This window comes from Streptomyces sp. NPDC002104 (genome assembly GCF_053593795.1).
This window is the reverse complement of the sequence record NZ_JBSFDF010000006.1, coordinates 224,988-244,762: the sequence shown is the minus strand read 5'-3', so window position 1 is coordinate 244,762 and position 19,775 is coordinate 224,988. Positions and strand designations below refer to the sequence as shown.

Below are 19,775 nucleotides of genomic sequence, written 5' to 3'. Positions count from 1 at the left end.
GAACGGGAGCGGCCATCGCCGTGGCGGGGAGAGCGATGCCACCGCCCAGCAGGGCGACGGAAGCGGAAGCGAGGACGATGCGACGGGTCGAAAGGGCCCGGCCGCCGCCGTTCCTGCTGTTCAGGAGCCGACCAGTGACCGGTCAGCGGCCGATCAGCAGCCGATGATCAGGAGTGGCCCAGATCCGGGGCCAGGGGGTCCGTGGTCGGGACCGACCCGGAATCGAGGGACGGCCGGAGGGGGAACTCGTCCGAGGCCATCGAGTCCAGGACGGGCGGCGCCGGCCGCGGCGGCTTCGGCATGACCGCGGCCTCCGAGTGGCCGCCGCAGCCGTAGGACAGGGAGACCAGCCGGCCGTCGGCCGGTCCGAACTCGTTCGCGCAGATGCCGAACGCCTGGCCCAGCGAGCCGCCGATCGCCACGAGGAAGCCACAGGACACGCACGAGGCCGGGGCCGCCTGCGCCATCGGGGTCTTCGCGCCGAAGGACTCGTCCCAGCGGTCCGCCGCGCTGTGCAGCCCGTAGCGGGAGAGGACGCGCGCCCTGCGCATGCCCAGTTCCTCCGCGACGGAGGTGATGGAGCCGCGTACGGGCACCACCGCGCGGTCGGTGACGTCGGCGTCCTCCGCCTCGACCAGTTCGGCCATCTCGGCGGACACCACCGAGTTCGGCGGCGGGGCGTCCTCACCCGACCAGCCGGCCTCCAGCCGCAGGTCCTCGGCGTCCGTGGGGAGCAGGTCCCCGGGACCCATGTCGCCCGGACGCAGCCGCTCGCTCCACGGCACCCATTCGGGCGCGAGCAGGGCGTCGTCGCCCGGAAGCAGCACCGTTTCGTCGAGGGTGACGTTCTTCGCCCGGGACGCACGCGTGACGGTCACGGCCCAGCGCCAGCCCCGGTAGCCCGGGTCCTTGCACTCGAAGAAATGCGTGACGACCCGGTCACCTTCCGCTACCGCGGCAGTGTGCTCGCCCACCACTCCGGGGTAGGCGGCCTCTTCGGCCGCCGCTCGGGCGAGGTCCACCGCCTCGACGCACAGGCGGTCGGGGGTACGGCTTCGCGTCGTCGCAGCACTCACAGGTCTCGTTCTCTCCTACGCCGTCTCACGAGTGCGCCGTCCGTACTTGTCGTCCACAACGACCCGTCGGCTGTCCCTACGTAGCGCGGGCGGAGCGGACCAGGGGGCCGCGTCGACGTCCGCGCCCGATCGGGTTCCAGGGCGCACCTACCTGCGATCCATTCTGCGGGATCGCGAAGAGGCGCGCGGCCAGGAGCAACCGCCGGTGGCGCGCTACGCACGCTACCTCCTCCGGCGCCTTCGGCCCACATGCAAGGTCCGATTCGCGGACACGCGCGGCCGTCCCGGGGGCCCGCCGGGTCCCCGCGACGCGCCGGAAGCAGGTTCCGGAGGACCAAGTGGGGCAGTATGGCCACGTGGCACCCGTACGGTCGTCCGATGACGGCTCGGGACCGGCCAGGCGGGCCGGCCGGGCCATGGGGCGTGCCCTCCACCTGCCGTTCACCGGAACGGCCCGCGGCATCCGGCGCGCCACGCACGCCCACGGGGCGGGCGAATCGGGCCTCGGCAAACTGATCGAGCTGCACGCGATCAACGGCGCCGGTGACGTGATGATCACAGTCGCCCTCGCCTCCACCGTCTTCTTCTCCGTCCCCACGGACGAGGCACGCGGCCGAGTGGCCCTGTACCTCGCCATCACGATGGCCCCCTTCACCCTGCTGGCCCCGGTGATCGGCCCCCTGCTGGACCGGCTGCCGCACGGACGGCGGGCCGCGATGGCCGGCGCCATGCTCACCCGGGCCCTGCTGGCCGTGATGATGTCGGGCGCGGTCGCCACCGGCGGCCTGGAGCTGTACCCGGCCGCCCTGGGGGTCCTCGTCGCGTCCAAGGCCTACGGGGTGGTCCGCAGCGCGGTCGTCCCCCGGCTCCTCCCACCCGGCTTCTCCCTGGTCAAGGCGAACTCCCGGGTCACCCTGGCCGGCCTGCTCGCCACCGGCGCCGCCGCGCCCGTCGGCGCCGCCCTGCACACGATCGGCCCCCCGTGGCCGCTCTACGGGGCGTGCGCGATCTTCATCTGGGGGACCTTCGCCGCGTTCACGCTGCCCCACAAGGTGGACGAGGCCAAGGGCGAACGCCGGGCCCGGCTCTCCACCCACGAGGCCCACTCCAAGCGCCCCGGGCTGCGCACGGTCAGCCGGCCGGTGCTGTGCGGGCTGCTGGCGAACGCGTCGATGCGCGGGCTGTCCGGGTTCCTCATCTTCTTCCTGGCGTTCCTGCTGCGCGAGCACCCGCTCGCCGGGCAGAGCGCGGCGGTGTCGCTGGGCATCGTCGGCGTCTCGGCGGGCGTCGGCAACGCCTGCGGGACCGCCGTCGGGGCCTGGCTCCGGGCCCGCGCGCCCGAGGCGATCATCGCCGCGGTCCTGTCCCTGACCCTCGCGGTGGCCGTCCTCGCGGCGGTCTTCTTCAGCGGGGTGTTCATGGCCGTCCTGGGCGCGACGGCCGGCTTCTGCCAGGCCCTCGCGAAGCTCTCCCTGGACGCGATGATCCAGCGCGACGTGCCCGAGGCCGTCCGCACGTCCGCCTTCGCCCGCTCGGAGACCCTGCTCCAGGTGGCCTGGGTGCTGGGCGGCTCGATCGGCATCGCCCTCCCGCTGAACGGCGTCCTGGGCATGTCCGTCGCCGCGGTGGTGGTCGCCCTGGGCACGGCGATGGCCCTGCGCGGCTTCCTCACGTCCCCGCGGCACCAGCAGCCGACGTCCTCCCGGCCGCGCGTGGCGTAGCCGTGCCCGGCGCAAGCCACACCGTGGGACCCCGTGCAGCGGCGCGGCCCACCCGCCCGATAGCCTTCGGCTCATGACCGCACCGCTTTTCTCGGGTAGGGCCCGCCGCAGCGTCGCGGCCCTCGGAGCCGTTTCCGCCGGCCTCCTCCTCCTCTCCGCCTGTGACAAGCCGACGCCGCTGGCGACCGTGACGGTCGGCACCTCGTCGGTGTCCGCCGAAGCCGCCTGCAGCGACAGCAAGGAGCTCACGGGCGAGAAGGTCCAGGAGTGCTTCAACGACCTGAAGCACTCCAAGAACATCAGCTACGGCCGCGGCGACACGCTGCGCCTCGGTGTCGAGCCGGACGTCGTCGAGGACGGCAAGAAGTGGCAGGCGGTCCTCGACGGGCAGCCGATCACCGAGCCCTCCTCCAACACCTACCGCAGCTTCCCCGGCGCCGACCTGTTCGCCACCGGCGGCCAGGGCGAGGCCCCGGCCTCCAAGAAGCTGAACATCGTCCAGGTCTCCGAGGACGGCAAGCCCCTCGCCGTCTGGGCCTTCAACGTCAAGCTCAAGTAGTCACACGCCCACCATGCGCGCGCTCATCGTGACCGCGGTGACGGCGGAGGCCGACTCCGTCGTCCGAGGCCTGTCCGGACCGGTCCCTCATCCGGACCACTCCCCCGGTGGCGAACCGCCGCGCACCCTCCCCGGCGGTTACCTCATCCACCGCCGGGGAGCCTTCGACGTCCTGGCCGCCGGAGTCGGCCCGGCCGCCGCGGCCGCCGGTACCGCGACCGCCCTGGCGCTCGCGGCGACCGCCGGCGGCTACGGGCTCGTCGTCTCCGCCGGCATCGGCGGCGGGTTCGCCCCCGCCGCCCCGATCGGCTCCCTCGTGGTCGCCGACGCGATCGTCGCCGCCGATCTGGGCGCCGAGACCCCGCAGGGGTTCCTGACCGTCTCGGAACTCGGCTTCGGCCGCAGCGTGCACCTGCCTCCCGCAGAGCTCGCCGCGCGCGCCGCCGAGGTCACCGGGGCGCTGCTCGCGCCCGTCCTGACCGTCTCCACCGTCACCGGCACCGCCGCCCGTACGACCGCCCTCGCCGCCCGCCACCCGCTCGCCGGGGCCGAGGCCATGGAGGGCTTCGGGGTCGCCGAGGCCGCCGCCGCCCACGGGCTGCCCGTCCTGGAGGTCCGTGCCGTCTCCAACACCGTGGGCCCGCGGGACCGCGACGCCTGGCGGATCGGCGAGGCGCTGACGGCGCTGGCCGACGGCTTCCGGGCCCTGGGCCCCGTACTCGCTTCCTGGGGAGGACCTTCATGACCGCAGCCGACGCCGCAGCACCCGTACGGATCGCGTACTCGCCCTGCCCGAACGACACCTTCGTCTTCGACGCCTGGGCCCACGGCCGGATCCCCGGCGCGCCCGCCCTCGACGTCACCTTCGCCGACATCGACATCACCAACGGCCTGGCCGAGCGGGGTGAGGACGGCGATTTCGACGTGCTGAAGGTGTCCTACGCCGTCCTGCCCTGGGTCCTGGAGCAGTACGCGCTGCTCCCCTGCGGCGGCGCGCTGGGCCGCGGCTGCGGACCCCTGGTCCTGACCCGGGAGCCGGGCGTGGACCTGACCGGCAGGACGGTCGCGGTCCCCAGCGAACGCTCCACCGCCTACCTGCTGTTCCGGCTGTGGGCCGCCAACGTGCTGCCCGAAGGGGTCGGCAAGGTCGTCGTGCTCCCCTTCCACGAGATCATGCCCGCCGTGCGCGACGGCCGGGTCGACGCCGGACTCGTCATCCACGAGGCCCGCTTCACCTACCGGGACTACGGACTGCACTGCCTCGCCGACATGGGCGAGCACTGGGAGTCCACGACCGGCCTGCCGATCCCGCTCGGCGCCATCATCGCCAAGCGCTCCCTGGGCGCGGACGCGCTGCGCGCGCTGGCCGAGGCGGCCCGTACGTCGGTCCGGATGGCCTGGGAGGACCCGGAGGCGTCCCGGCCCTACGTACGGCAACACGCGCAGGAGCTGGACCCTGCCGTCGCCGACCAGCACATCGGGCTGTACGTCAACGAGTTCACCGCCGACCTCGGCGAAGCCGGCTACGCGGCGGTCCGCGGCCTGCTGACCAGGGCGGCCGCAGAGGGTCTTGTTCCGGCCATCGCACCCGACGCGCTGGCCTTCCCGTAGGACACGACCGTGCCCCGCCACCCTCACGGGCGACGGGGCACGGCCCTGCGCGGGGCTCAGACGTCGAGCTGGTCGGCCACCGCGCGCAGCATGCCGGCGATCTTCCCGCCCTGCGCCTTGTCGGGGTATCGGCCCCGCTCCAGTTGCTGCGTGACGTTCTCCAGCAGGGTCGTGAGGTCCTGCACGATGGACGCGAGCTCATCGGGCTTGCGCCGCTGCGCGGCCGCGACGGAGGGTGCCGGTTCCAGGACGATCACCGAAAGTGCCTGGTCACCGCGCTGCCCCGCGACCACACCGAACTCGACGCGCTGGCCGGGCTTGAGCGCGTCCAACCCGTCGGGGAGCACCGACGAGTGGACGAAGACGTCGCCGCCGTCGTCGCGGGAGAGAAAGCCGAAGCCCTTCTCACTGTTGAACCATTTGACCTTGCCGGTAGGCACGTCCGTCCTCTGTCCTTGCGTTCGTCGGGGTGGGAAGCGGGCCGCCGGCCCGCACCTCTCAGGCTAGTTGGCCCTCTCCGGGTGACAAGACGTTCCCCGGTCCTTCGCGGGTGACCGCTCCGGCCAGGGAACTACCCTGGTCGGGTGACTGTTACTCCTCAGCCCGGTCCCGGCGCGGACCCCGACGCGGCCCGGCCCGGCGACGCGCTCGTCAAGGCCGGCGGCATCGTCTTCATCGCCGGCGCCGTCGCCACGCTCGCCACGATGGCCCCGCTCTTCCTCGACGTGGACCCGTTCCCCTCGTACGCGTGGGCCGTGTGCATGCTCATGGGCGTCGGCTTCCTGATCTCGGCGGCGGGCGTGCTGCGCTCGGCCGCCGCGCAGCGCACGGCGGCCCGCGCCTCGCAGACGTAGCAGGGGGGCCGGGCCCTCCCGGTCAGGCGGTCCGGGTGCGCTCGTACGCCGCGAGCCAGGCCGGCAGCTCCGTGAGGTCCGCCAGGACCACGTCCGCGCCCGCCTCCCGCAGTTCCGGCTCGGGGCACGGACCCGTCGGGACCGTCACCGACACCGCTCCGGCCGTACGGGCGCCGCGGACGTCGCCGACGTGGTCGCCGACGTAGACCTGGGCGGCGTACTCGCGCAGGGCGATCGCCTTGGCCTCCGCCCACAGCGAGCCGATGACCGCGTCAGGCTTGATGCCCAGGTGGTCCAGGTGCAGGCGGGCATTGGGCTCGTGCTTGGCGGTGACGACGATCGCGCGGCCGCCCAGCGCGCGGACCGCCTCCACCGCCTCGCGGGCGCCGGGCATCGCCGGGGTCGGCTCGATGGCGTGCGTGGGATAGATCTCCCGGTAGCGGTCGGCCATGGCGGGGATGTCCGCCTCCGGGAACCAGTACGCGAGCTCCTGGTCCAGCGGCGGCCCGAGGCGGGTGACGGTCTGCGCGGTGTCGATGTACGTGCCGGTCTCGGCCGAGAGCGCCTCGAAGGCCGCCTTGATGCCCGGCCGGGAGTCGATGAGGGTCATGTCGAGGTCGAACCCGACGGTCAGCTGCGTCTCGGGAGTCATGGCTCCATTGTGCCGAGCCGGGCACCGCGCCCGGGAACGCAGCCTAGCCCCGCCTTACCGGACGGTGAAATGTGCCGACATGTCAGCCCCCGCGCACACCTTCCTGACGCGGAGCCCGCACGGCGCGGGGCCCGCATGCCGTGTGCGGCTGGGTGGGCCCTGCGGGGCGAAGTCCCCTACCCGCCCTTCCACCGTTCCCCGGGCCAGCCCGGACCCGCGCCTCAAACGCCGGCGGGGCTAAATGGGGGGGCACCGGGCTGCGCCCGGACCCCAAAGACCCGGGGCTCCGCCCCAGACCCCGGTCCTCAAACGCCGGACGGCTGAAAAACCACACCCCGGCCGGTGTCAATGGCCCGCCCGGCCGGTACTCAAAGACCCCGGGGTCGGAGGCTGCGACGTGCGGGCCGGGGACGGGGGCGGGGTGGGGTGTTGGCCGGGACGTAGAGCGTGATTTGTGGCGCTAAGGAAAGCCACAACTGTCGAAAGTAGGGGCCAGGGCGCCTAAATCATGCAGTCCAGGCCGACACCCCACCCCGCCCCCGGCACCGGCCCCACCCGCAGCCAGCCAGAACCCAGGCCACCCCCAGCCCCGCCGGCGTTTGAGGCGCAGGGGCCCGGGGACTGGTCCCCGGCAACGGCGGGCGGCCGCCGGGTCAGCGGCGGCGGGAGCGCCAGGCGAGGTACAGCGCCGAGGACAGCGCCGCGGCTCGCGCCAGCCAGGGCAGGAGGTCCTGGAAGGTGCCACTCAGGGCCTCGTCCGCCAAAGGCGCGCCCCACCGGCCGTTCAGGCGGCCCCACAGCCACACCACCGCCCCCGCGAAGACCACCCCGGGCAGCCCGAAGACCACCCACTTCCGCTCCGCGGGACCGAGCACGCGCGAGGCGTACGCGAGCAGCCAGCCCGCGGCGAGCAGCAGCCAGTACCCGGAGACGGCCCCCGCGATCAGGGCCACCGCCGCGAGCAGCAGAAAGGCGTACGGCTTCGGCCGCGGCGCGGCGGCCGCGGCGGGGGCCGCCGCCGCCTCCGCCTTGGCCCGGCGCCGCCGCTCGCGCAGGTGGCCCATGAGGGTGCGCCGGCCCTCGGGAGCAGCGGCGTCCCCAGGCCCCGGCCCCGGACCCGGCCCGGGACCGGGCCCCGACTCCGGCTCCTTCTGCGCGCCCGGTCGCTTCAGGAGCTCCGGGATCTCGATCCCGCCGACGAAGCCCTCCACCGCCGAGCCCGGCCCGACCGTCCACCAGTCGGGCTCGATCCGCTCGCCGTCGCCGACACCGCCGCCGACACCGCCGCCGCCCAGTTCGTCGAGCCCCGCGAGATGCGGAGGCGCGGCCCCCCGCTGAACCGGCACCGCGGCAGCGGAAGACGCGGAGGGAGCCGCAGCCGCAGCCGCCGCATCGGCACCGCCCCGCGCCGACCGCGTGTCCAGGACCTCCTCCGGCGTGCCGATCCGCTCGAGGATCCGCCGCACCGCCGCCGCCGTCTCCGGTTCGTACTTCGCCCGGCGCCGGTCGATCTCGTCCCGCAGCCCCGCCACCAGCCGCATCCGGTCCCCGGACGACAACTGCCTGCGCTGCGCCAAGTCCCCGACCCGGCTCAGATATTCGTAGACCAGATGGTCGCTCTCGATCCCCACGCCCCGGCTCCTCCCGTGCCACCTCCAGCGAAGGTAGCGCGTGCGCCCGTGGAGCGGCCGGGGGCGCAGCGGATACCGTTGACCGGATGGGGACCGGCCGACTGACCGGCCGACGCGACCAGGAGGCGACGACCGTGCCTGACCCGAGCACCGCGGGAAGCGCTCCGCGCTCCCTCGCCGAAGCGCTGCGCGCCCGTGACGACGACGGGCTCGGCGCCCTGCTGCGCGCCCGGCCGGACCTGCTGAGCCCCGTCCCCGGGGACGTGACGCAGCTGGCCACCCGGGCCGGGACGCGGGCTTCGGTGGTGCGCGCCCTGGACCGCCTGGACCGGTTCGCGCTGCAGGCCGCCGAGGCGCTCGCGGTGGGCCCCGAGCCCTGCCCGTACGCGGTGCTGGAGTCCCTGCTCAGCGGGGACACCGGCACCACCTCCGGCGCCGACAACGGGGCCCGCGCCGAACTCCCCCGGGCCCTGGCCACCCTGCGCGAGCAGGCCCTGGTCTGGGGCGACGACGAACGGCTGCGCCTGGTCCGCACCGCCCGCGAACTGCTCGCCCCCTCCGCCACCCGGCCCTCCCCGACCGGGCTCGGCCCCACCGTCGCCGAGGCCACGGCCGGCATGTCGCCGACCCGGATCCAGGAGATCGTGGCGGCCGTCGGGCTGCCCGCCACGCACGACCCGGTGTCGGCGGTGACCGCGCTGACGGGCCTGTTCACCGACCCGGTACGGATGTCGGCGCTGCTCGACGAGGCTCCGGCGGAGGCCCACCAGGTGCTGGGCCGGCTCGTCTGGGGGCCTCCGTACGGGGAGGTGACGCCCCATCCGACGCCTCCGGTGCGCTGGCTGCGCGACCGCGGCCTGCTGCTGCCCGCCTCCGCGCGCACGGTGCTGCTGCCGCGCGAGGTGGCCCTGCACCTGCGCGGCGGGCTCGCGCACCGGGTGACGGAGCCGCTGGCCCCGGCGGTTCCCGCGCACCGCGAGCACCGTCCACAGCTTGTGGACGCGAACGCCGCCGGCCAGGCACTGGCGGCGCTGTCGACGGTCGAGGAGCTGGTGAAGTCCTGGGAGCACACCGGTCCGGCGGTGCTCCGGGCGGGCGGGCTCTCCGTACGCGACCTGAAGCGGACGGCGGCGACGCTCGACACCGACGAGCCGTCGGCGGCGTTCTGGATCGAACTGTCCTACGCGGCCGGTCTGCTGGCCAGCGACGGCGAGGCCGACGAGCGGTACGCCCCGACCCCCGCCTTCGACGACTGGCTCGAACTCCCGCCCGCCGAGCGCTGGTCGGCGCTGGCGGCGGCCTGGCTGACCGCCACCCGGACCCCGGGCCTGGTCGGCGAACAGGACGCGAAGGGCCGTACCCTGTCGGCGCTCGGCGCCGATCTGGACCGCTCCGCCGCCGCCGAGGTGCGCCGGCGCGTCCTCGGCCTGCTCGCGGCCCTCCCCGAGGGCGGCTCCGCCGACCCGGCCACGCTCCTCGCCCGCCTGGAGTGGGAGCGGCCGGTGCGCGGCACGAGCGAACTGCGCGCCCGTCTGGCGCGCTGGACGCTGACCGAGGCGGAGGTCCTCGGCGTCACCGGCCGGGGCGCGCTCGCCGCGCCCGGCCGGGCGCTGCTGGAGGGGCGCGACCCGGCGCCGCTGCTCGCGCCGCTGCTGCCCGAGCCCGTGGACCACGTACTGCTCCAGGCCGACCTGACGGCGGTGGCCCCGGGGCCGCTGCGGCGGGCGCTCGCGGAGGTGCTGGCCGTGCTGGCGGAGGTGGAGTCCAAGGGCGGTGCCACCGTGTACCGCTTCACGCCCGGGTCGGTGCGCCGCGCCCTGGACGCCGGGCACACCGCCGTCGACCTGCAGTCCTTCCTCACCGAGCACAGCCGCACGCCGGTGCCGCAGCCGCTGTCGTACCTCATCGACGACGTGGCCCGGCGGCACGGGCACCTCCGGGTCGGCGCGGCCTCCTCGTACGTGCGCTGCGACGACGACGGCATGCTGAACGAGATCCTCGCCGACAAGCGGTCCGCGGGCCTCGGGCTGCGCCGCCTCGCGCCGACCGTCCTGGCGGCGCAGGCCGAACCGACGGCGCTGCTCGACGGGTTGCGGGCCATGGGGTACGCCCCGGCCGCGGAATCCCGTACGGGTGACGTGCTGGTCTCCCGCGCCGACGCCCACCGCACCCCGGCGCGCGCCCTGCCCGTACCGGTCCCGGACGGGCCGCCGGTGCCGGACTCGACACTGCTGGGGGCGGCCGTACGGGCGATCCGCGCGGGCGACCTGGCGGCGACGGCGGTCCGCAAGGAACCGGCGGGCGGTGCCGCCTCCACGGCGGCCGGCTCCGGCGCCCCGGGCGAACTCCCGCGCACGAGCGCGGCGGAGACGCTGGCGACCGTGCAGGCGGCCGCGCTCACCGGCTCGGCGGTGTGGATCGGCTACGTCAACGCCGACGGCGCGGCGAGCCAGCGGGTCATCGCCCCGGTGCGCGTGGAGGGCGGCTTCGTCACGGGCTACGACCACACGGCGGACGAGGTACGGACCTTCGCGCTGCACCGGATCACCGGGGTCGCGGAACTGGAGGAGGACCAGATCTAGGCCGTCGCCGCGCGCCGCGGGGAGAAATCCCCTGGCCCGGACGGTGCACGGGCCCGCACCCTGGGCCCATGCCCGAAGCGACCATCCCCTGCGCCGACCCCGGCGGCGACGCCGTCCCCGACGTCCCCGCCGGCGCCGTCCCGCGCCACCAGATCCGCGCCGCGCACACCGCCGGCACCGTCACCGTGTACCAGGCCTACCGCCCCCGCATCGGGGTGCCCGCCGCCCGTGAGGGCCGCTTCCCGGCCGCCTGGAAGCGGGAGCGGATGACCTGGGTCAAGCCGTCGTTCCTGTGGATGATGTACCGCTGCGGGTGGGCCACCAAGGCCGATCAGGAGACGGTCCTGGCCGTGGAGATCACCCGGGCCGGCTTCGACCGGGCCCTGGCCGGCGCCTGCCTGTCGCACTACGTACCCGGCGTGCACACCGACCGGGAGGCCTGGGCGAGCACGCTGCGCACCGCTCCCGCCCGGGTGCAGTGGGACCCGGAGCGCGATCTGCACCTGAACCCGCTGCCGTACCGCTCGCTCCAACTGGGCCTGTCCGGACCGATGTCGCGCGCCTACGCCGACGCGTGGACGGTCTCGATCCGCGATGTCACCCCGCTGGCCCGGGAGATCCACGGCCTGCTCCGCTCCGGCGCGCCGGAGGCGGCGCGGGCCCTGCTCCCGCCGGAGTCCCCCTACCCGGCGGGGCCGCTGGAGCACTTGGGCGCGTAGGGAGGTCTCGTACCGGGCTCGTACCGGGCCCGTACCGGCTCACCTCGCCGCGTAGTCGATGCGCTCCGCCGCGAAGGGCCAGTGCTGGGCGAGCCAGCGCGTGACGGTCTCGTACACCGTCCTGTCGAGCGCGGCCCGGTCGCCGCGCACCCAGGAACTGACCCGTACGCGACCCGGTTCCGCGCGCGCGGGGTAGATGTAGAGGCAGCCGATGACCTCGCCCTCGCCGTCCCGCTCCCCCTCCAGGACGCTGTACGTGAACCCGCGCCGCTCGGCGAAGTCGCGTGCGTGGCGCACCAGGTCGGCGAGGTTCTCCTCGGGACTCATGGCCTCGTACGGGGGCCAGTCACCCAGGAAGGTGGGCGTCGCGCGCACGTGCGCGATGCTCCCGCTCCAGGCGGCGAGGTCGCCCTCGTTGTGCTCGGGCCCGAGCGGCTCCAGCCGGAAGCCCTCCCCGACGAGCCGGACGGGCACCTCGAACTGCTCGGCCGGCGGAACGAATCCCTGCTGATCTCTGCTCATGCGCCGACCCTACGCAGGCGCTCCCCCGTTCCCCACCGGGTATCGGTATCGGGCCGCCGCCGCCAGCCCGAGCAGTTCGTCGACGGACCACTGGTCGTAGACGTGCTCCCCGTACTTGGCCGCCAGCACCCTCCCGTCCGGCCCGATCAGCAGGTCGGCGGGCAGCCCGAACCGCCCTCCCGGCTGCCGCCGCGCGGGGAGCCGCTCCCGGCCGCGCGCCACCTCGACGGCCGACCGGGCGATCGCCCGCAGCACCGGGCCCCAGGCGCGCGGGTCCAGCAGGGAGCGCGGTGAGGACTCCACGCCGAACTCCCGGTACAGCCGCTGCCGCGGATCGGCGATCACGGCGAAGGGGAAGTCGGCGGTGTGCGGGCGCAGCTGCTCCGCGGAGGAGTGGAAGAGCACGATCTCGCGGATCCCGGCGGCCTCGATCTCCGCGTGCCGGCGGACGACGGACCGCAGGTGGAGGTGGCAGACGGGGCAGCCGGCGAAGCGCCGGAACTGCAGATGGACGAGCCGTTCCGGGTCGGGGACGGGGACGGCCCCTCCCGCGTCGGAGGTGACCGGGGCGACGGACGCCACGGGGGCGACGGGCGCCATGGGAGTGACGGGCGCCATGGGAGTGACGGGCGCCATGGGAGTGACGGGCGCCGTGGGAGTCAGGGACTCCACGGGGGTGACCGGCGTGAGCAGGCGTGCGGGCACCACGGATCCGGGTTCGAGCATGGGAAGGCCTCTCTCGACGGGCGTTAGCGTATGCCGTACGCCTACCTCTCCAGCGTAGGCGTATGCCGTACGCTGTCAACCGTCATGCCGCGCCCCCGCTCACACACCCCCGGCCAACTGGCCGCCGCCGCCCTCGCCGTCATGGACCGCGACGGGCTCGACGGCCTGTCCATGCGCGCCGTCGCCACCGAGCTCGGCATCAGCCCCATGGCCCTGTACCGCTACGTCCCGGGCCGCGAGGAACTCGAGGCCCTCGTCGTGGAACTCGTCCTCAGCGGCGTCGACACCACCCCGCCGCCCCCGGGTCCCTGGCCCGGCCGGATCACGGTCCTGGCCCGCCGCCTGCGCGACACCATGGGCTCCCACCCGGCGGCCCTGCCGCTCTCCCTGACGCACCGGCACCGTTCGCCGAGCGGGCTGCGCTGGTCGGAGACCGTCCTCGGCGTCCTCACCGAGGCCGGCGTCGAAGCCGAGCAGCGGGTCATCGCACTGCGCGCGCTCATCTCCTACGTGATCGGCGCCACGCAGCTGGAACACCTCGGGCCGCTGGCCGGACCCGGCACCACCGCCATCGCCGGTCTGCCCGCGGACGAGTTCCCGTACATGACGGCCACCGCCCGCGACGCCCGTACGGTCACCCCGGACCGGGAGTTCGAGGGCGGCCTGGAGCTGCTCCTGCGCGGCCTGGCATGATCCGCCGGTGACCAGCGAAACCACCTCACCCGCCCCGCACGCCTCTCCCGTCCCGCACACCTCTCCCGCCCCGTACGCCCGCCACGTCCTGTTCGACGTGGACGGCACCCTCGTCGACGCCGTCGCCAACCAGCGCCGGGTCTGGGCGACCTGGGCCGGCCGCCACGGACTGGACCCGGACACGGTGTACGCCGTGGCCCTGCGGACCCGCCCGATGGAGACCTTCGCCGCCGTCGCCCCGGACCTGGACCCGCACGCGTGCCTGGCCGCGCTGCACGAGCTGGAGGACGAGGACGTCCGCTCCGGCAGCTACGCCGCCTTCGACGGCGCGGCCGAGCTGCTGACCGCCCTGCCCCCGGGGAGCTGGGGCCTGGTCACCTCGAACTACGCACACCGGGTGCGCGGCCGCTTCGACCGCACCGGGCTGCCCGTGCCGCCGGTGCTCGTGGACGCCGCCGCCGTCGCGGAGGGCAAGCCCTCACCGGTCCCGTACCTGCGGGGCGCGGCCCTCCTGGGCGCCGACCCGGCCCACTGCCTGGTCGTCGAGGACGCCCCCTCGGGCGTCCGGTCGGGCCTCGCGGCCGGCATGACGGTCTGGACGGTCAACACCCCCGAGGCCCACCCGGAGGCCCACCGCCACTTCCCCACCCTGCGCGCAGCCGTCCCCGAGATCCTCGCCTTCGCCGCCTCCACGCCCGCCACCGCCGGCGCCGCCACCGCGTCCACCGCCTCCGCGCCGACGGCCTGACCGCGCCCGTCCCGACCGCGCCGCTGGTCCCGCCCCGGGACCCGTAGCGCCCAGAACCGCTCGGCCCGCGCGGCGATGCGGCAGACTGGAGGTTTGGCCGCCCGCGTCCGGGCGGTCCTCCCGCGCCGAAAGGGACGTGCGTGAACGGGCCCCTCATCGTCCAGAGCGACAAGACCCTCCTCCTGGAGATCGACCACGAGCTCTCCGCGGCCGCGCGGCGCGCCATCGCGCCCTTCGCGGAGCTGGAGCGCGCTCCCGAGCACATCCACACGTACCGGATCACCCCGCTCGGGCTGTGGAACGCGCGGGCCGCCGGGCACGACGCCGAGCAGGTCGTGGACGCGCTCGTGGAGTTCTCCCGCTACCCCGTCCCGCACGCCCTGCTCGTCGACGTCGCCGAGACCATGGCCCGCTACGGCCGCCTCACCCTCTCCAAGCACCCCGTCCACGGACTGGTCCTGACCAGCACCGACCGGCCGGTGCTGGAGGAGATCCTGCGGTCGAAGCGGATCGCCCCGCTCGTCGGCGCGCGCCTCGACGCCGACACCGTCGCCGTGCACCCCTCCGAGCGCGGGCAGATCAAGCAGACCCTGCTCAAGCTGGGCTGGCCCGCCGAGGACCTCGCCGGGTACGTGGACGGCGAAGCGCACCCGATCGAGCTCGACGAGACCGGCTGGGCGCTGCGTCCCTACCAGCAGCAGGCCGTCGAGGGCTTCTGGCACGGCGGCTCCGGCGTGGTCGTGCTGCCCTGCGGCGCCGGAAAGACGCTGGTCGGCGCGGGCGCGATGGCGAAGGCGAAGGCGACCACGCTGATCCTGGTCACGAACACCGTCTCCGCCCGCCAGTGGAAGCACGAGCTGATCAAGCGGACCTCGCTGACGGAGGAGGAGATCGGCGAGTACTCCGGTACGCGCAAGGAGATCCGGCCCGTCACGATCGCCACGTACCAGGTGCTGACGACGAAGCGGAAGGGCATCTACCCGCACCTGGAGCTCTTCGACTCCCGGGACTGGGGCCTGATCCTCTACGACGAGGTCCACCTGCTGCCGGCCCCGGTGTTCAAGTTCACCGCCGACCTCCAGGCCCGCCGGCGCCTCGGCCTGACGGCGACGCTGGTGCGCGAGGACGGCCGCGAGTCCGACGTCTTCTCCCTCATCGGGCCCAAGCGGTTCGACGCCCCGTGGAAGGAGATCGAGGCGCAGGGCTACATCGCGCCGGCCGACTGCGTCGAGGTCCGCGTGAACCTCACCGACTCGGAGCGCCTCGCCTACGCGACCGCCGAGACGGAGGAGAAGTACCGCTTCTGCGCGACCACCGCCACGAAGCGGAAGGTCACCGAGGCGCTGGTGCGCAAGCACGCGGGCGAGCAGACCCTGGTCATCGGGCAGTACATCGACCAGCTCGACGAGCTCGGTGAGCACCTCGACGCGCCCGTCATCAAGGGCGAGACCTCCAACGCGCAGCGCGAGAAGCTCTTCAACGCCTTCCGCGAGGGGGAGATCAGCGTGCTGGTCGTCTCGAAGGTCGCGAACTTCTCCATCGACCTGCCCGAGGCCACGGTCGCCATCCAGGTGTCCGGCACCTTCGGCTCCCGCCAGGAGGAGGCCCAGCGCCTCGGCCGCGTCCTGCGGCCGAAGGCGGACGGCCACGAGGCGCGCTTCTACTCGGTCGTCGCGCGCGACACCATCGACCAGGACTTCGCCGCGCACCGTCAGCGCTTCCTGGCCGAACAGGGCTACGCCTACCGGATCATGGACGCCGACGAGCTGCTGGCCGACGGCTGATCCCGGCCGGCCTCCCGGGCGGCCTCACCGCCGGCCTCACCGGCGGCCTCACCCGCGGCCTCCCCCGCGGCCGGCCGGCGCGGCCGCCTGCGCAGGGCGGCCGCGAGCAGGGCCGTGAGCAGGGGCACGCTCCAGACCCACAGCTGGGGCCGGTCCAGCAGGAGCGGGCGGCCGCCCGCGGGCAGGTGCCGGGACCAGAACTCGGCGGAGGCACCCGGGAGGACCAGCAGTCCGAGCAGCCCGGTGCCCGCGAAGGCGCCCAGCGCGGTCAGCCCGGCCCTGACCTGGCCGGTCAGCAGGAGGTACGGGATCAGCAGCGCCGGGGTCAGGGTGATCCCGGCGGCCGCGCCCAGCGCGAAGCCCCTCCCGAGGGCGCCGCGCGGCCGGTGCAGGTCCCACAGGACGAGGCAGGCCAGGGCCAGGGCGATCTGGCCGGACAGCGGTCTCTGCAGCAGCGGCTCCAACCACAGCCCGGCGACGGTGGCGGCGAGCAAGGCCCCCGGCCGGGCCCGCAGCCCCGCCAGGCGGCACGACAGCAGGATCAGCAGGGCGAACAGCCCGGCGCTGCCCCCCACCAGGACGGCCTTCAGTACGCCGGTCGGCAGCCAGGCGGCCGGGGCGAAGAGGATGGCCGCGAAGGGCGGATACGCGGCGGGCGGACTCCACTCGGCGGCGGAGAGCCCCGGGGCGAGGGCCTCGGCCACGGGAATGCGCAGGGCGACGCAGAGCACGCCGAGCACGAGCACGAGGCCCGCGAGCAGCACACCCGCGCGGGGCGACGGAGAGCGGCTGGGCTCGGGACTCCGGGTCACGGCGCGACCCTAGTGGATCACCAACCGGCATCCGCGCGGAGCCGCCCGGCACGGTCCCTAGTGCTGTGACCGGAAAGGTTCACCGGGTCACGCCGCCCGGCACGGCACTAGCGGCGTATGACGCCCGCGTCCTCGGCGTATTCACCGAGGACGACGACGCTCACGGCGGTCGCCGCGAAGACCTTGGCCGCGCGCAGGACGCTGCCGGCGCTGTGGCGGGGGCGGATGAGGGAAGTGGCGGTGGCGCCGCGGGGGCGGCGACCCTGGACCGGGGTGCAGGTTGCGGTGCTCATGTATCCATGGTCGGTTTTCGACCGGCTCGTCACATCGCCCTGAGGGCTGAACCTGCAGGTCTCCGGCATCCTCCTCCCGGCCCATGCCGCCCCCTACGGGCTCTGTCCGAAGGAGGACACGCCCCGAACACCCCCCGTACGGGGTCACCACCACAACCCGCTTCATCCCCCGCGATATCCATTCGCGCAGCGCCTGCGCGAGGACTAGAATCTCCGCTCTTGCCGCCTCCCGCCGCGCCACCGGGAGCGCCGCCCGCCGCTCGGAAACCGGCGGGCCCGTCCGGCCGCATCACGCAGGTCCTCAGCAGATGGAGGCAGTTCCGTGCCCGCGCACGCCCACGTCACCGACCCCGACGCAGACCCCGACACCGGCCCCGACACCGCACCGGCATCCGGCCGGGCCGTCACCGATCCCCTGGGCCGCGAGCGCGCCCACCTCGCCGCCTCCCGGTCCGCGCTCCGCGCGATGCGCGAGGACGTCGAGAACCTCGACATCCGCGACGTCACCGCGAACTGGGTCAACGCGATCGTCCTCCAGGCCCAGATCGACGACCGGATCAAGGCCCTCGCCGACCTCGCCCACACCCCGCTCTTCTTCGGCCGCCTCAACTACCTGCACGCGCCCGGCGCGGAGCTCGCCGAGGGCGCGGAGGGCGAGCAGTTCTACATCGGCCGCCGCCACGTCCACGACGCCGGCGGCGATCCGATGGTGATCGACTGGCGCGCGCCGGTCTCCCAGCCCTTCTACCGGGCCTCCAAGAACGACCCCCAGGACATCGGGCTGCGCCGCCGCTTCGGCTACACCGGCGGCGAGCTGACCGCGTACGAGGACGAGCACCTCTCCGACCCCGCCGAGGCCGCGGCCGTCAGCAAGCTGCTCCAGCAGGAGATCGAGCGCCCGCGCGTCGGCCCCATGCGCGACATCGTGGCCACGATCCAGCCCGAGCAGGACGAGATCGTCCGCTCCGGCCTGTCGGGCTCCGTCTGCGTGCAGGGCGGCCCCGGCACGGGCAAGACGGCCGTCGGCCTGCACCGTGTCGCGTACCTCCTGTACGCGCACCGCGACCGCCTCGCCCGTACCGGCACCCTGGTCATCGGGCCGAACCGTTCCTTCCTGCACTACATCGAGCAGGTCCTGCCCGCCCTGGGCGAGCTGGAGGTCAAGCAGGCCACGGTCGACGACCTGGTCTCCCGCGCGGACCTGGAGGTGCGCGGCGCGGACGCCGCCGAAACCGCCGTGATCAAGGGCGACGCCCGGATGGCGGAGGTACTGCGCCGCGCGGTCCACTCGCACGTGTCGGAGCCGGCCGAACCGCTGATGGTGGTCCGCGGCTCGCGCCGCTGGCGGGTGCCCGCCTACGAGATCGCCGAGATCGTCGCCGAGCTCCAGAACCGCGACATCCGCTACGGAGCCGCCCGCGACGCCCTCCCGCAGCGGATCGCGCACGCGGTCCTCGTACGGATGGAGCAGGCGGGCGAGGCCCCGGACGACCGGGTCCAGGACGCGGTGGCGCGCAATCCCGCCGTGAAGGCCGTGGTCAAGGCGGTCTGGCCGCTGGTGGAACCGGCCAAGCTGGTGCTGCGCCTCCTCTCCGACCCGGAGTTCCTGGCCGCGCACGCGGACGGGATCCTGTCCGCGCACGAGCAGTCGCTGCTCCTGTGGTCCAAGCCGGCGCGCAGCGTGAAGTCGGTGAAGTGGTCGGCGGCGGACCTGGTCCTCATCGACGAGACGGCGGACCTGGTGGAGCGCACGCACTCGCTCGGCCATGTCGTCATCGACGAGGCCCAGGACCTGTCCCCGATGCAGTACCGGGCGGTCGGCCGGCGCTGCACGACGGGCTCCGCGACGGTCCTCGGCGACCTCGCGCAGGGCACGACGCCGTGGGCGACGCGCAGCTGGGACGAGGCGCTGGGGCACCTGGGCAAGCCGGGCGCGGTGCTGGAGGAACTCACGGCGGGCTTCCGCGTACCGCGCGAGGTGATCGCCTACGCCTCACGCCTGCTGCCGGCGATCTCCCCGGGCCTGTCACCGGTCTCCTCGGTCCGTGAGACCCCGGGCTCCCTGATCGTCTCGGAGACCGCCTCCCCCGCCGACCTCCCGGCGGCGGTCGTCGCGGCGTGCCGGGCCTCCCTCGTGCACGAGGGGTCGATCGGGCTGATCGCGGCGGACGCGCGGATCGCGGAGCTCGGGGAGGCACTGCTGGAGGCGGGCCTGCCCTACCTCTCGCCCGGCGAGGAAACCACGGCGGAGTCCCGCCTGACACTGGTCCCGGCATCCCTCGCGAAGGGCCTGGAGTACGACTACGTCGTCCTCCACGAACCGTCGGAGGTCGTCTCCGGCGAACCCGACGAACGCACCGGCCTGCGCCGCCTGTACGTCTGCCTCACCCGAGCCGTCTCAGGCCTCACGGTCCTCCACACCACCCCCCTCCCAGCGGCCCTGACCACCCCCTGACACCCCCGCCGGGCCGGGCCGCACCGGGCTGCCCTGCGGGCCGGAGCTCCCCTACCCGCCCTTCCACCCTTCCCCGGGCCAGCCCGGACCCGCGCCTCAAACGCCGGCGAGGCTGAAGAGGGGGGTCCCGGGCTGCGCCCGGACCCCAAAGACCCGGGGCTCCGCCCCAGACCCCGGTCCTCAAACGCCGGACGGCTGAAAGGACACACCCCGGCCGGGGACAGGGACACCCAGCCCGGAACGCGCACCGCCCGGGCGAGGTCGGAACCCGCCCGGCCGAGGTCAATGGCCCGCCCGGCCGGTACTCAAAGACCCCCAGGGCCGGAGGCTGCGGAGT

19 protein-coding genes are annotated in these 19,775 nt (G+C 74.5%); 11 read left to right on the top strand and 8 right to left on the bottom strand.

All coding sequences use genetic code 11. The annotated features are described in order from the left end of the window. Positions 1-167: 167 nt before the first annotated feature. Positions 168-1,076 (bottom strand): DUF3027 domain-containing protein, encoded by a 909-nt coding sequence (locus tag ACWCP2_RS08385; protein WP_450907784.1) that lies wholly within the window; start codon positions 1,074-1,076, stop codon positions 168-170. Between the two features lie 416 nt (positions 1,077-1,492). Here ACWCP2_RS08385 and ACWCP2_RS08380 point away from each other — a divergent pair, with 416 nt between their 5' ends. From ACWCP2_RS08380 to ACWCP2_RS08365, 4 genes are all read left to right on the top strand, one after another. Next, positions 1,493-2,797, top strand: a complete 1,305-nt coding sequence (locus ACWCP2_RS08380; protein ID WP_450907798.1) for an MFS transporter — start codon at positions 1,493-1,495, stop codon at positions 2,795-2,797. A gap of 73 nt (positions 2,798-2,870) precedes the next feature. Beyond that, complete coding sequence (locus tag ACWCP2_RS08375) at positions 2,871-3,356, top strand: DUF2771 domain-containing protein (RefSeq protein WP_450907783.1); 486 nt, start codon at positions 2,871-2,873, stop codon at positions 3,354-3,356. Positions 3,357-3,369: 13 nt separating this feature from the next. Continuing rightward, on the top strand, positions 3,370-4,101 hold the full coding sequence (locus ACWCP2_RS08370) for a futalosine hydrolase (protein ID WP_450907782.1): 732 nt from the start codon (positions 3,370-3,372) through the stop codon (positions 4,099-4,101). Next, on the top strand, positions 4,098-4,967 hold the full coding sequence (locus ACWCP2_RS08365; RefSeq protein WP_450907781.1) for a 1,4-dihydroxy-6-naphthoate synthase: 870 nt from the start codon (positions 4,098-4,100) through the stop codon (positions 4,965-4,967). Before ACWCP2_RS08370 ends, ACWCP2_RS08365 begins: the two co-directional genes overlap by 4 nt. A 56-nt stretch (positions 4,968-5,023) precedes the next feature. On the opposite strand, the gene ACWCP2_RS08360 is transcribed toward ACWCP2_RS08365, so the two are convergent. Continuing rightward, entirely contained in the window at positions 5,024-5,407 is a 384-nt protein-coding gene (locus ACWCP2_RS08360) for a cold-shock protein (RefSeq protein ID WP_308402644.1), read from the bottom strand. Between the two features lie 144 nt (positions 5,408-5,551). Here ACWCP2_RS08360 and ACWCP2_RS08355 point away from each other — a divergent pair, with 144 nt between their 5' ends. Continuing rightward, positions 5,552-5,821, top strand: coding sequence for a hypothetical protein (locus tag ACWCP2_RS08355; protein WP_450907780.1), 270 nt, complete (start codon positions 5,552-5,554; stop codon positions 5,819-5,821). A gap of 22 nt (positions 5,822-5,843) precedes the next feature. Here ACWCP2_RS08355 and ACWCP2_RS08350 read toward each other — a convergent pair whose 3' ends face one another. Further along, positions 5,844-6,473, bottom strand: coding sequence for an HAD family hydrolase (locus ACWCP2_RS08350; protein WP_450907779.1), 630 nt, complete (start codon positions 6,471-6,473; stop codon positions 5,844-5,846). A 653-nt stretch (positions 6,474-7,126) separates the two neighbouring features. Continuing rightward, complete coding sequence (locus ACWCP2_RS08345; protein WP_450907778.1) at positions 7,127-8,104, bottom strand: hypothetical protein; 978 nt, start codon at positions 8,102-8,104, stop codon at positions 7,127-7,129. Positions 8,105-8,190: 86 nt separating this feature from the next. Here ACWCP2_RS08345 and ACWCP2_RS08340 point away from each other — a divergent pair, with 86 nt between their 5' ends. Then, on the top strand, positions 8,191-10,686 hold the full coding sequence (locus ACWCP2_RS08340) for a helicase C-terminal domain-containing protein (RefSeq protein ID WP_450907777.1): 2,496 nt from the start codon (positions 8,191-8,193) through the stop codon (positions 10,684-10,686). A 68-nt stretch (positions 10,687-10,754) separates the two neighbouring features. After that, the gene (locus ACWCP2_RS08335; RefSeq protein WP_450907776.1) at positions 10,755-11,405 is read left to right on the top strand and encodes a DUF4291 domain-containing protein; all 651 of its coding nucleotides are present in this window, start codon (positions 10,755-10,757) and stop codon (positions 11,403-11,405) included. A gap of 39 nt (positions 11,406-11,444) precedes the next feature. Here ACWCP2_RS08335 and ACWCP2_RS08330 read toward each other — a convergent pair whose 3' ends face one another. Together ACWCP2_RS08330 and ACWCP2_RS08325 are read right to left on the bottom strand one after the other, a co-directional pair. Beyond that, a complete protein-coding gene (locus ACWCP2_RS08330; RefSeq protein WP_450907775.1) occupies positions 11,445-11,927 on the bottom strand; it encodes an N-acetyltransferase in 483 nt (160 codons plus the stop codon). A 9-nt stretch (positions 11,928-11,936) separates the two neighbouring features. After that, a complete protein-coding gene (locus tag ACWCP2_RS08325; protein WP_450907774.1) occupies positions 11,937-12,653 on the bottom strand; it encodes an AhpC/TSA family protein in 717 nt (238 codons plus the stop codon). Positions 12,654-12,737: 84 nt separating this feature from the next. On the opposite strand from ACWCP2_RS08325, the gene ACWCP2_RS08320 reads away from it, so the two are divergent. The 3 genes from ACWCP2_RS08320 (at position 12,738) to ACWCP2_RS08310 (ending at position 15,878) form a co-directional block, all read left to right on the top strand. Beyond that, positions 12,738-13,346, top strand: a complete 609-nt coding sequence (locus ACWCP2_RS08320; RefSeq protein ID WP_450907773.1) for a TetR/AcrR family transcriptional regulator — start codon at positions 12,738-12,740, stop codon at positions 13,344-13,346. Positions 13,347-13,434: 88 nt separating this feature from the next. Continuing rightward, a complete protein-coding gene (locus ACWCP2_RS08315; protein ID WP_450907797.1) occupies positions 13,435-14,094 on the top strand; it encodes an HAD family hydrolase in 660 nt (219 codons plus the stop codon). 140 nt (positions 14,095-14,234) lie between these two features. Next, a complete protein-coding gene (locus ACWCP2_RS08310) occupies positions 14,235-15,878 on the top strand; it encodes a DNA repair helicase XPB (protein WP_450907772.1) in 1,644 nt (547 codons plus the stop codon). Here the strand turns inward: ACWCP2_RS08310 and ACWCP2_RS08305 are convergent. Together ACWCP2_RS08305 and ACWCP2_RS08300 are read right to left on the bottom strand one after the other, a co-directional pair. Continuing rightward, positions 15,836-16,690, bottom strand: a complete 855-nt coding sequence (locus ACWCP2_RS08305) for a glycosyltransferase family 87 protein (protein ID WP_450907771.1) — start codon at positions 16,688-16,690, stop codon at positions 15,836-15,838. The genes ACWCP2_RS08310 and ACWCP2_RS08305 overlap by 43 nt on opposite strands. Before the next feature lie 107 nt (positions 16,691-16,797). Beyond that, positions 16,798-16,983 (bottom strand): hypothetical protein, encoded by a 186-nt coding sequence (locus ACWCP2_RS08300; protein WP_450907770.1) that lies wholly within the window; start codon positions 16,981-16,983, stop codon positions 16,798-16,800. A gap of 322 nt (positions 16,984-17,305) precedes the next feature. Here ACWCP2_RS08300 and ACWCP2_RS08295 point away from each other — a divergent pair, with 322 nt between their 5' ends. After that, entirely contained in the window at positions 17,306-19,438 is a 2,133-nt protein-coding gene (locus tag ACWCP2_RS08295) for a HelD family protein (protein WP_450907769.1), read from the top strand. Positions 19,439-19,775 lie beyond the last annotated feature (337 nt).

What these genes read in the sequence shown, in the direction of transcription:
- ACWCP2_RS08320 (WP_450907773.1), top strand. Translation starts at nt 12,738, where the DNA reads ATGCCGCGCCCCCGCTCACACACCCCCGGCCAACTGGCCGCCGCCGCC.
- ACWCP2_RS08380 (WP_450907798.1), top strand. Translation starts at nt 1,493, where the DNA reads ATGGGGCGTGCCCTCCACCTGCCGTTCACCGGAACGGCCCGCGGCATC.
- ACWCP2_RS08300 (WP_450907770.1), bottom strand. Translation starts at nt 16,983, where the DNA reads ATGAGCACCGCAACCTGCACCCCGGTCCAGGGTCGCCGCCCCCGCGGC.
- ACWCP2_RS08370 (WP_450907782.1), top strand. Translation starts at nt 3,370, where the DNA reads ATGCGCGCGCTCATCGTGACCGCGGTGACGGCGGAGGCCGACTCCGTC.
- ACWCP2_RS08330 (WP_450907775.1), bottom strand. Translation starts at nt 11,927, where the DNA reads ATGAGCAGAGATCAGCAGGGATTCGTTCCGCCGGCCGAGCAGTTCGAG.
- ACWCP2_RS08325 (WP_450907774.1), bottom strand. Translation starts at nt 12,653, where the DNA reads ATGCTCGAACCCGGATCCGTGGTGCCCGCACGCCTGCTCACGCCGGTC.
- ACWCP2_RS08365 (WP_450907781.1), top strand. Translation starts at nt 4,098, where the DNA reads ATGACCGCAGCCGACGCCGCAGCACCCGTACGGATCGCGTACTCGCCC.
- ACWCP2_RS08350 (WP_450907779.1), bottom strand. Translation starts at nt 6,473, where the DNA reads ATGACTCCCGAGACGCAGCTGACCGTCGGGTTCGACCTCGACATGACC.
- ACWCP2_RS08335 (WP_450907776.1), top strand. Translation starts at nt 10,755, where the DNA reads ATGCCCGAAGCGACCATCCCCTGCGCCGACCCCGGCGGCGACGCCGTC.
- ACWCP2_RS08375 (WP_450907783.1), top strand. Translation starts at nt 2,871, where the DNA reads ATGACCGCACCGCTTTTCTCGGGTAGGGCCCGCCGCAGCGTCGCGGCC.
- ACWCP2_RS08340 (WP_450907777.1), top strand. Translation starts at nt 8,191, where the DNA reads ATGGGGACCGGCCGACTGACCGGCCGACGCGACCAGGAGGCGACGACC.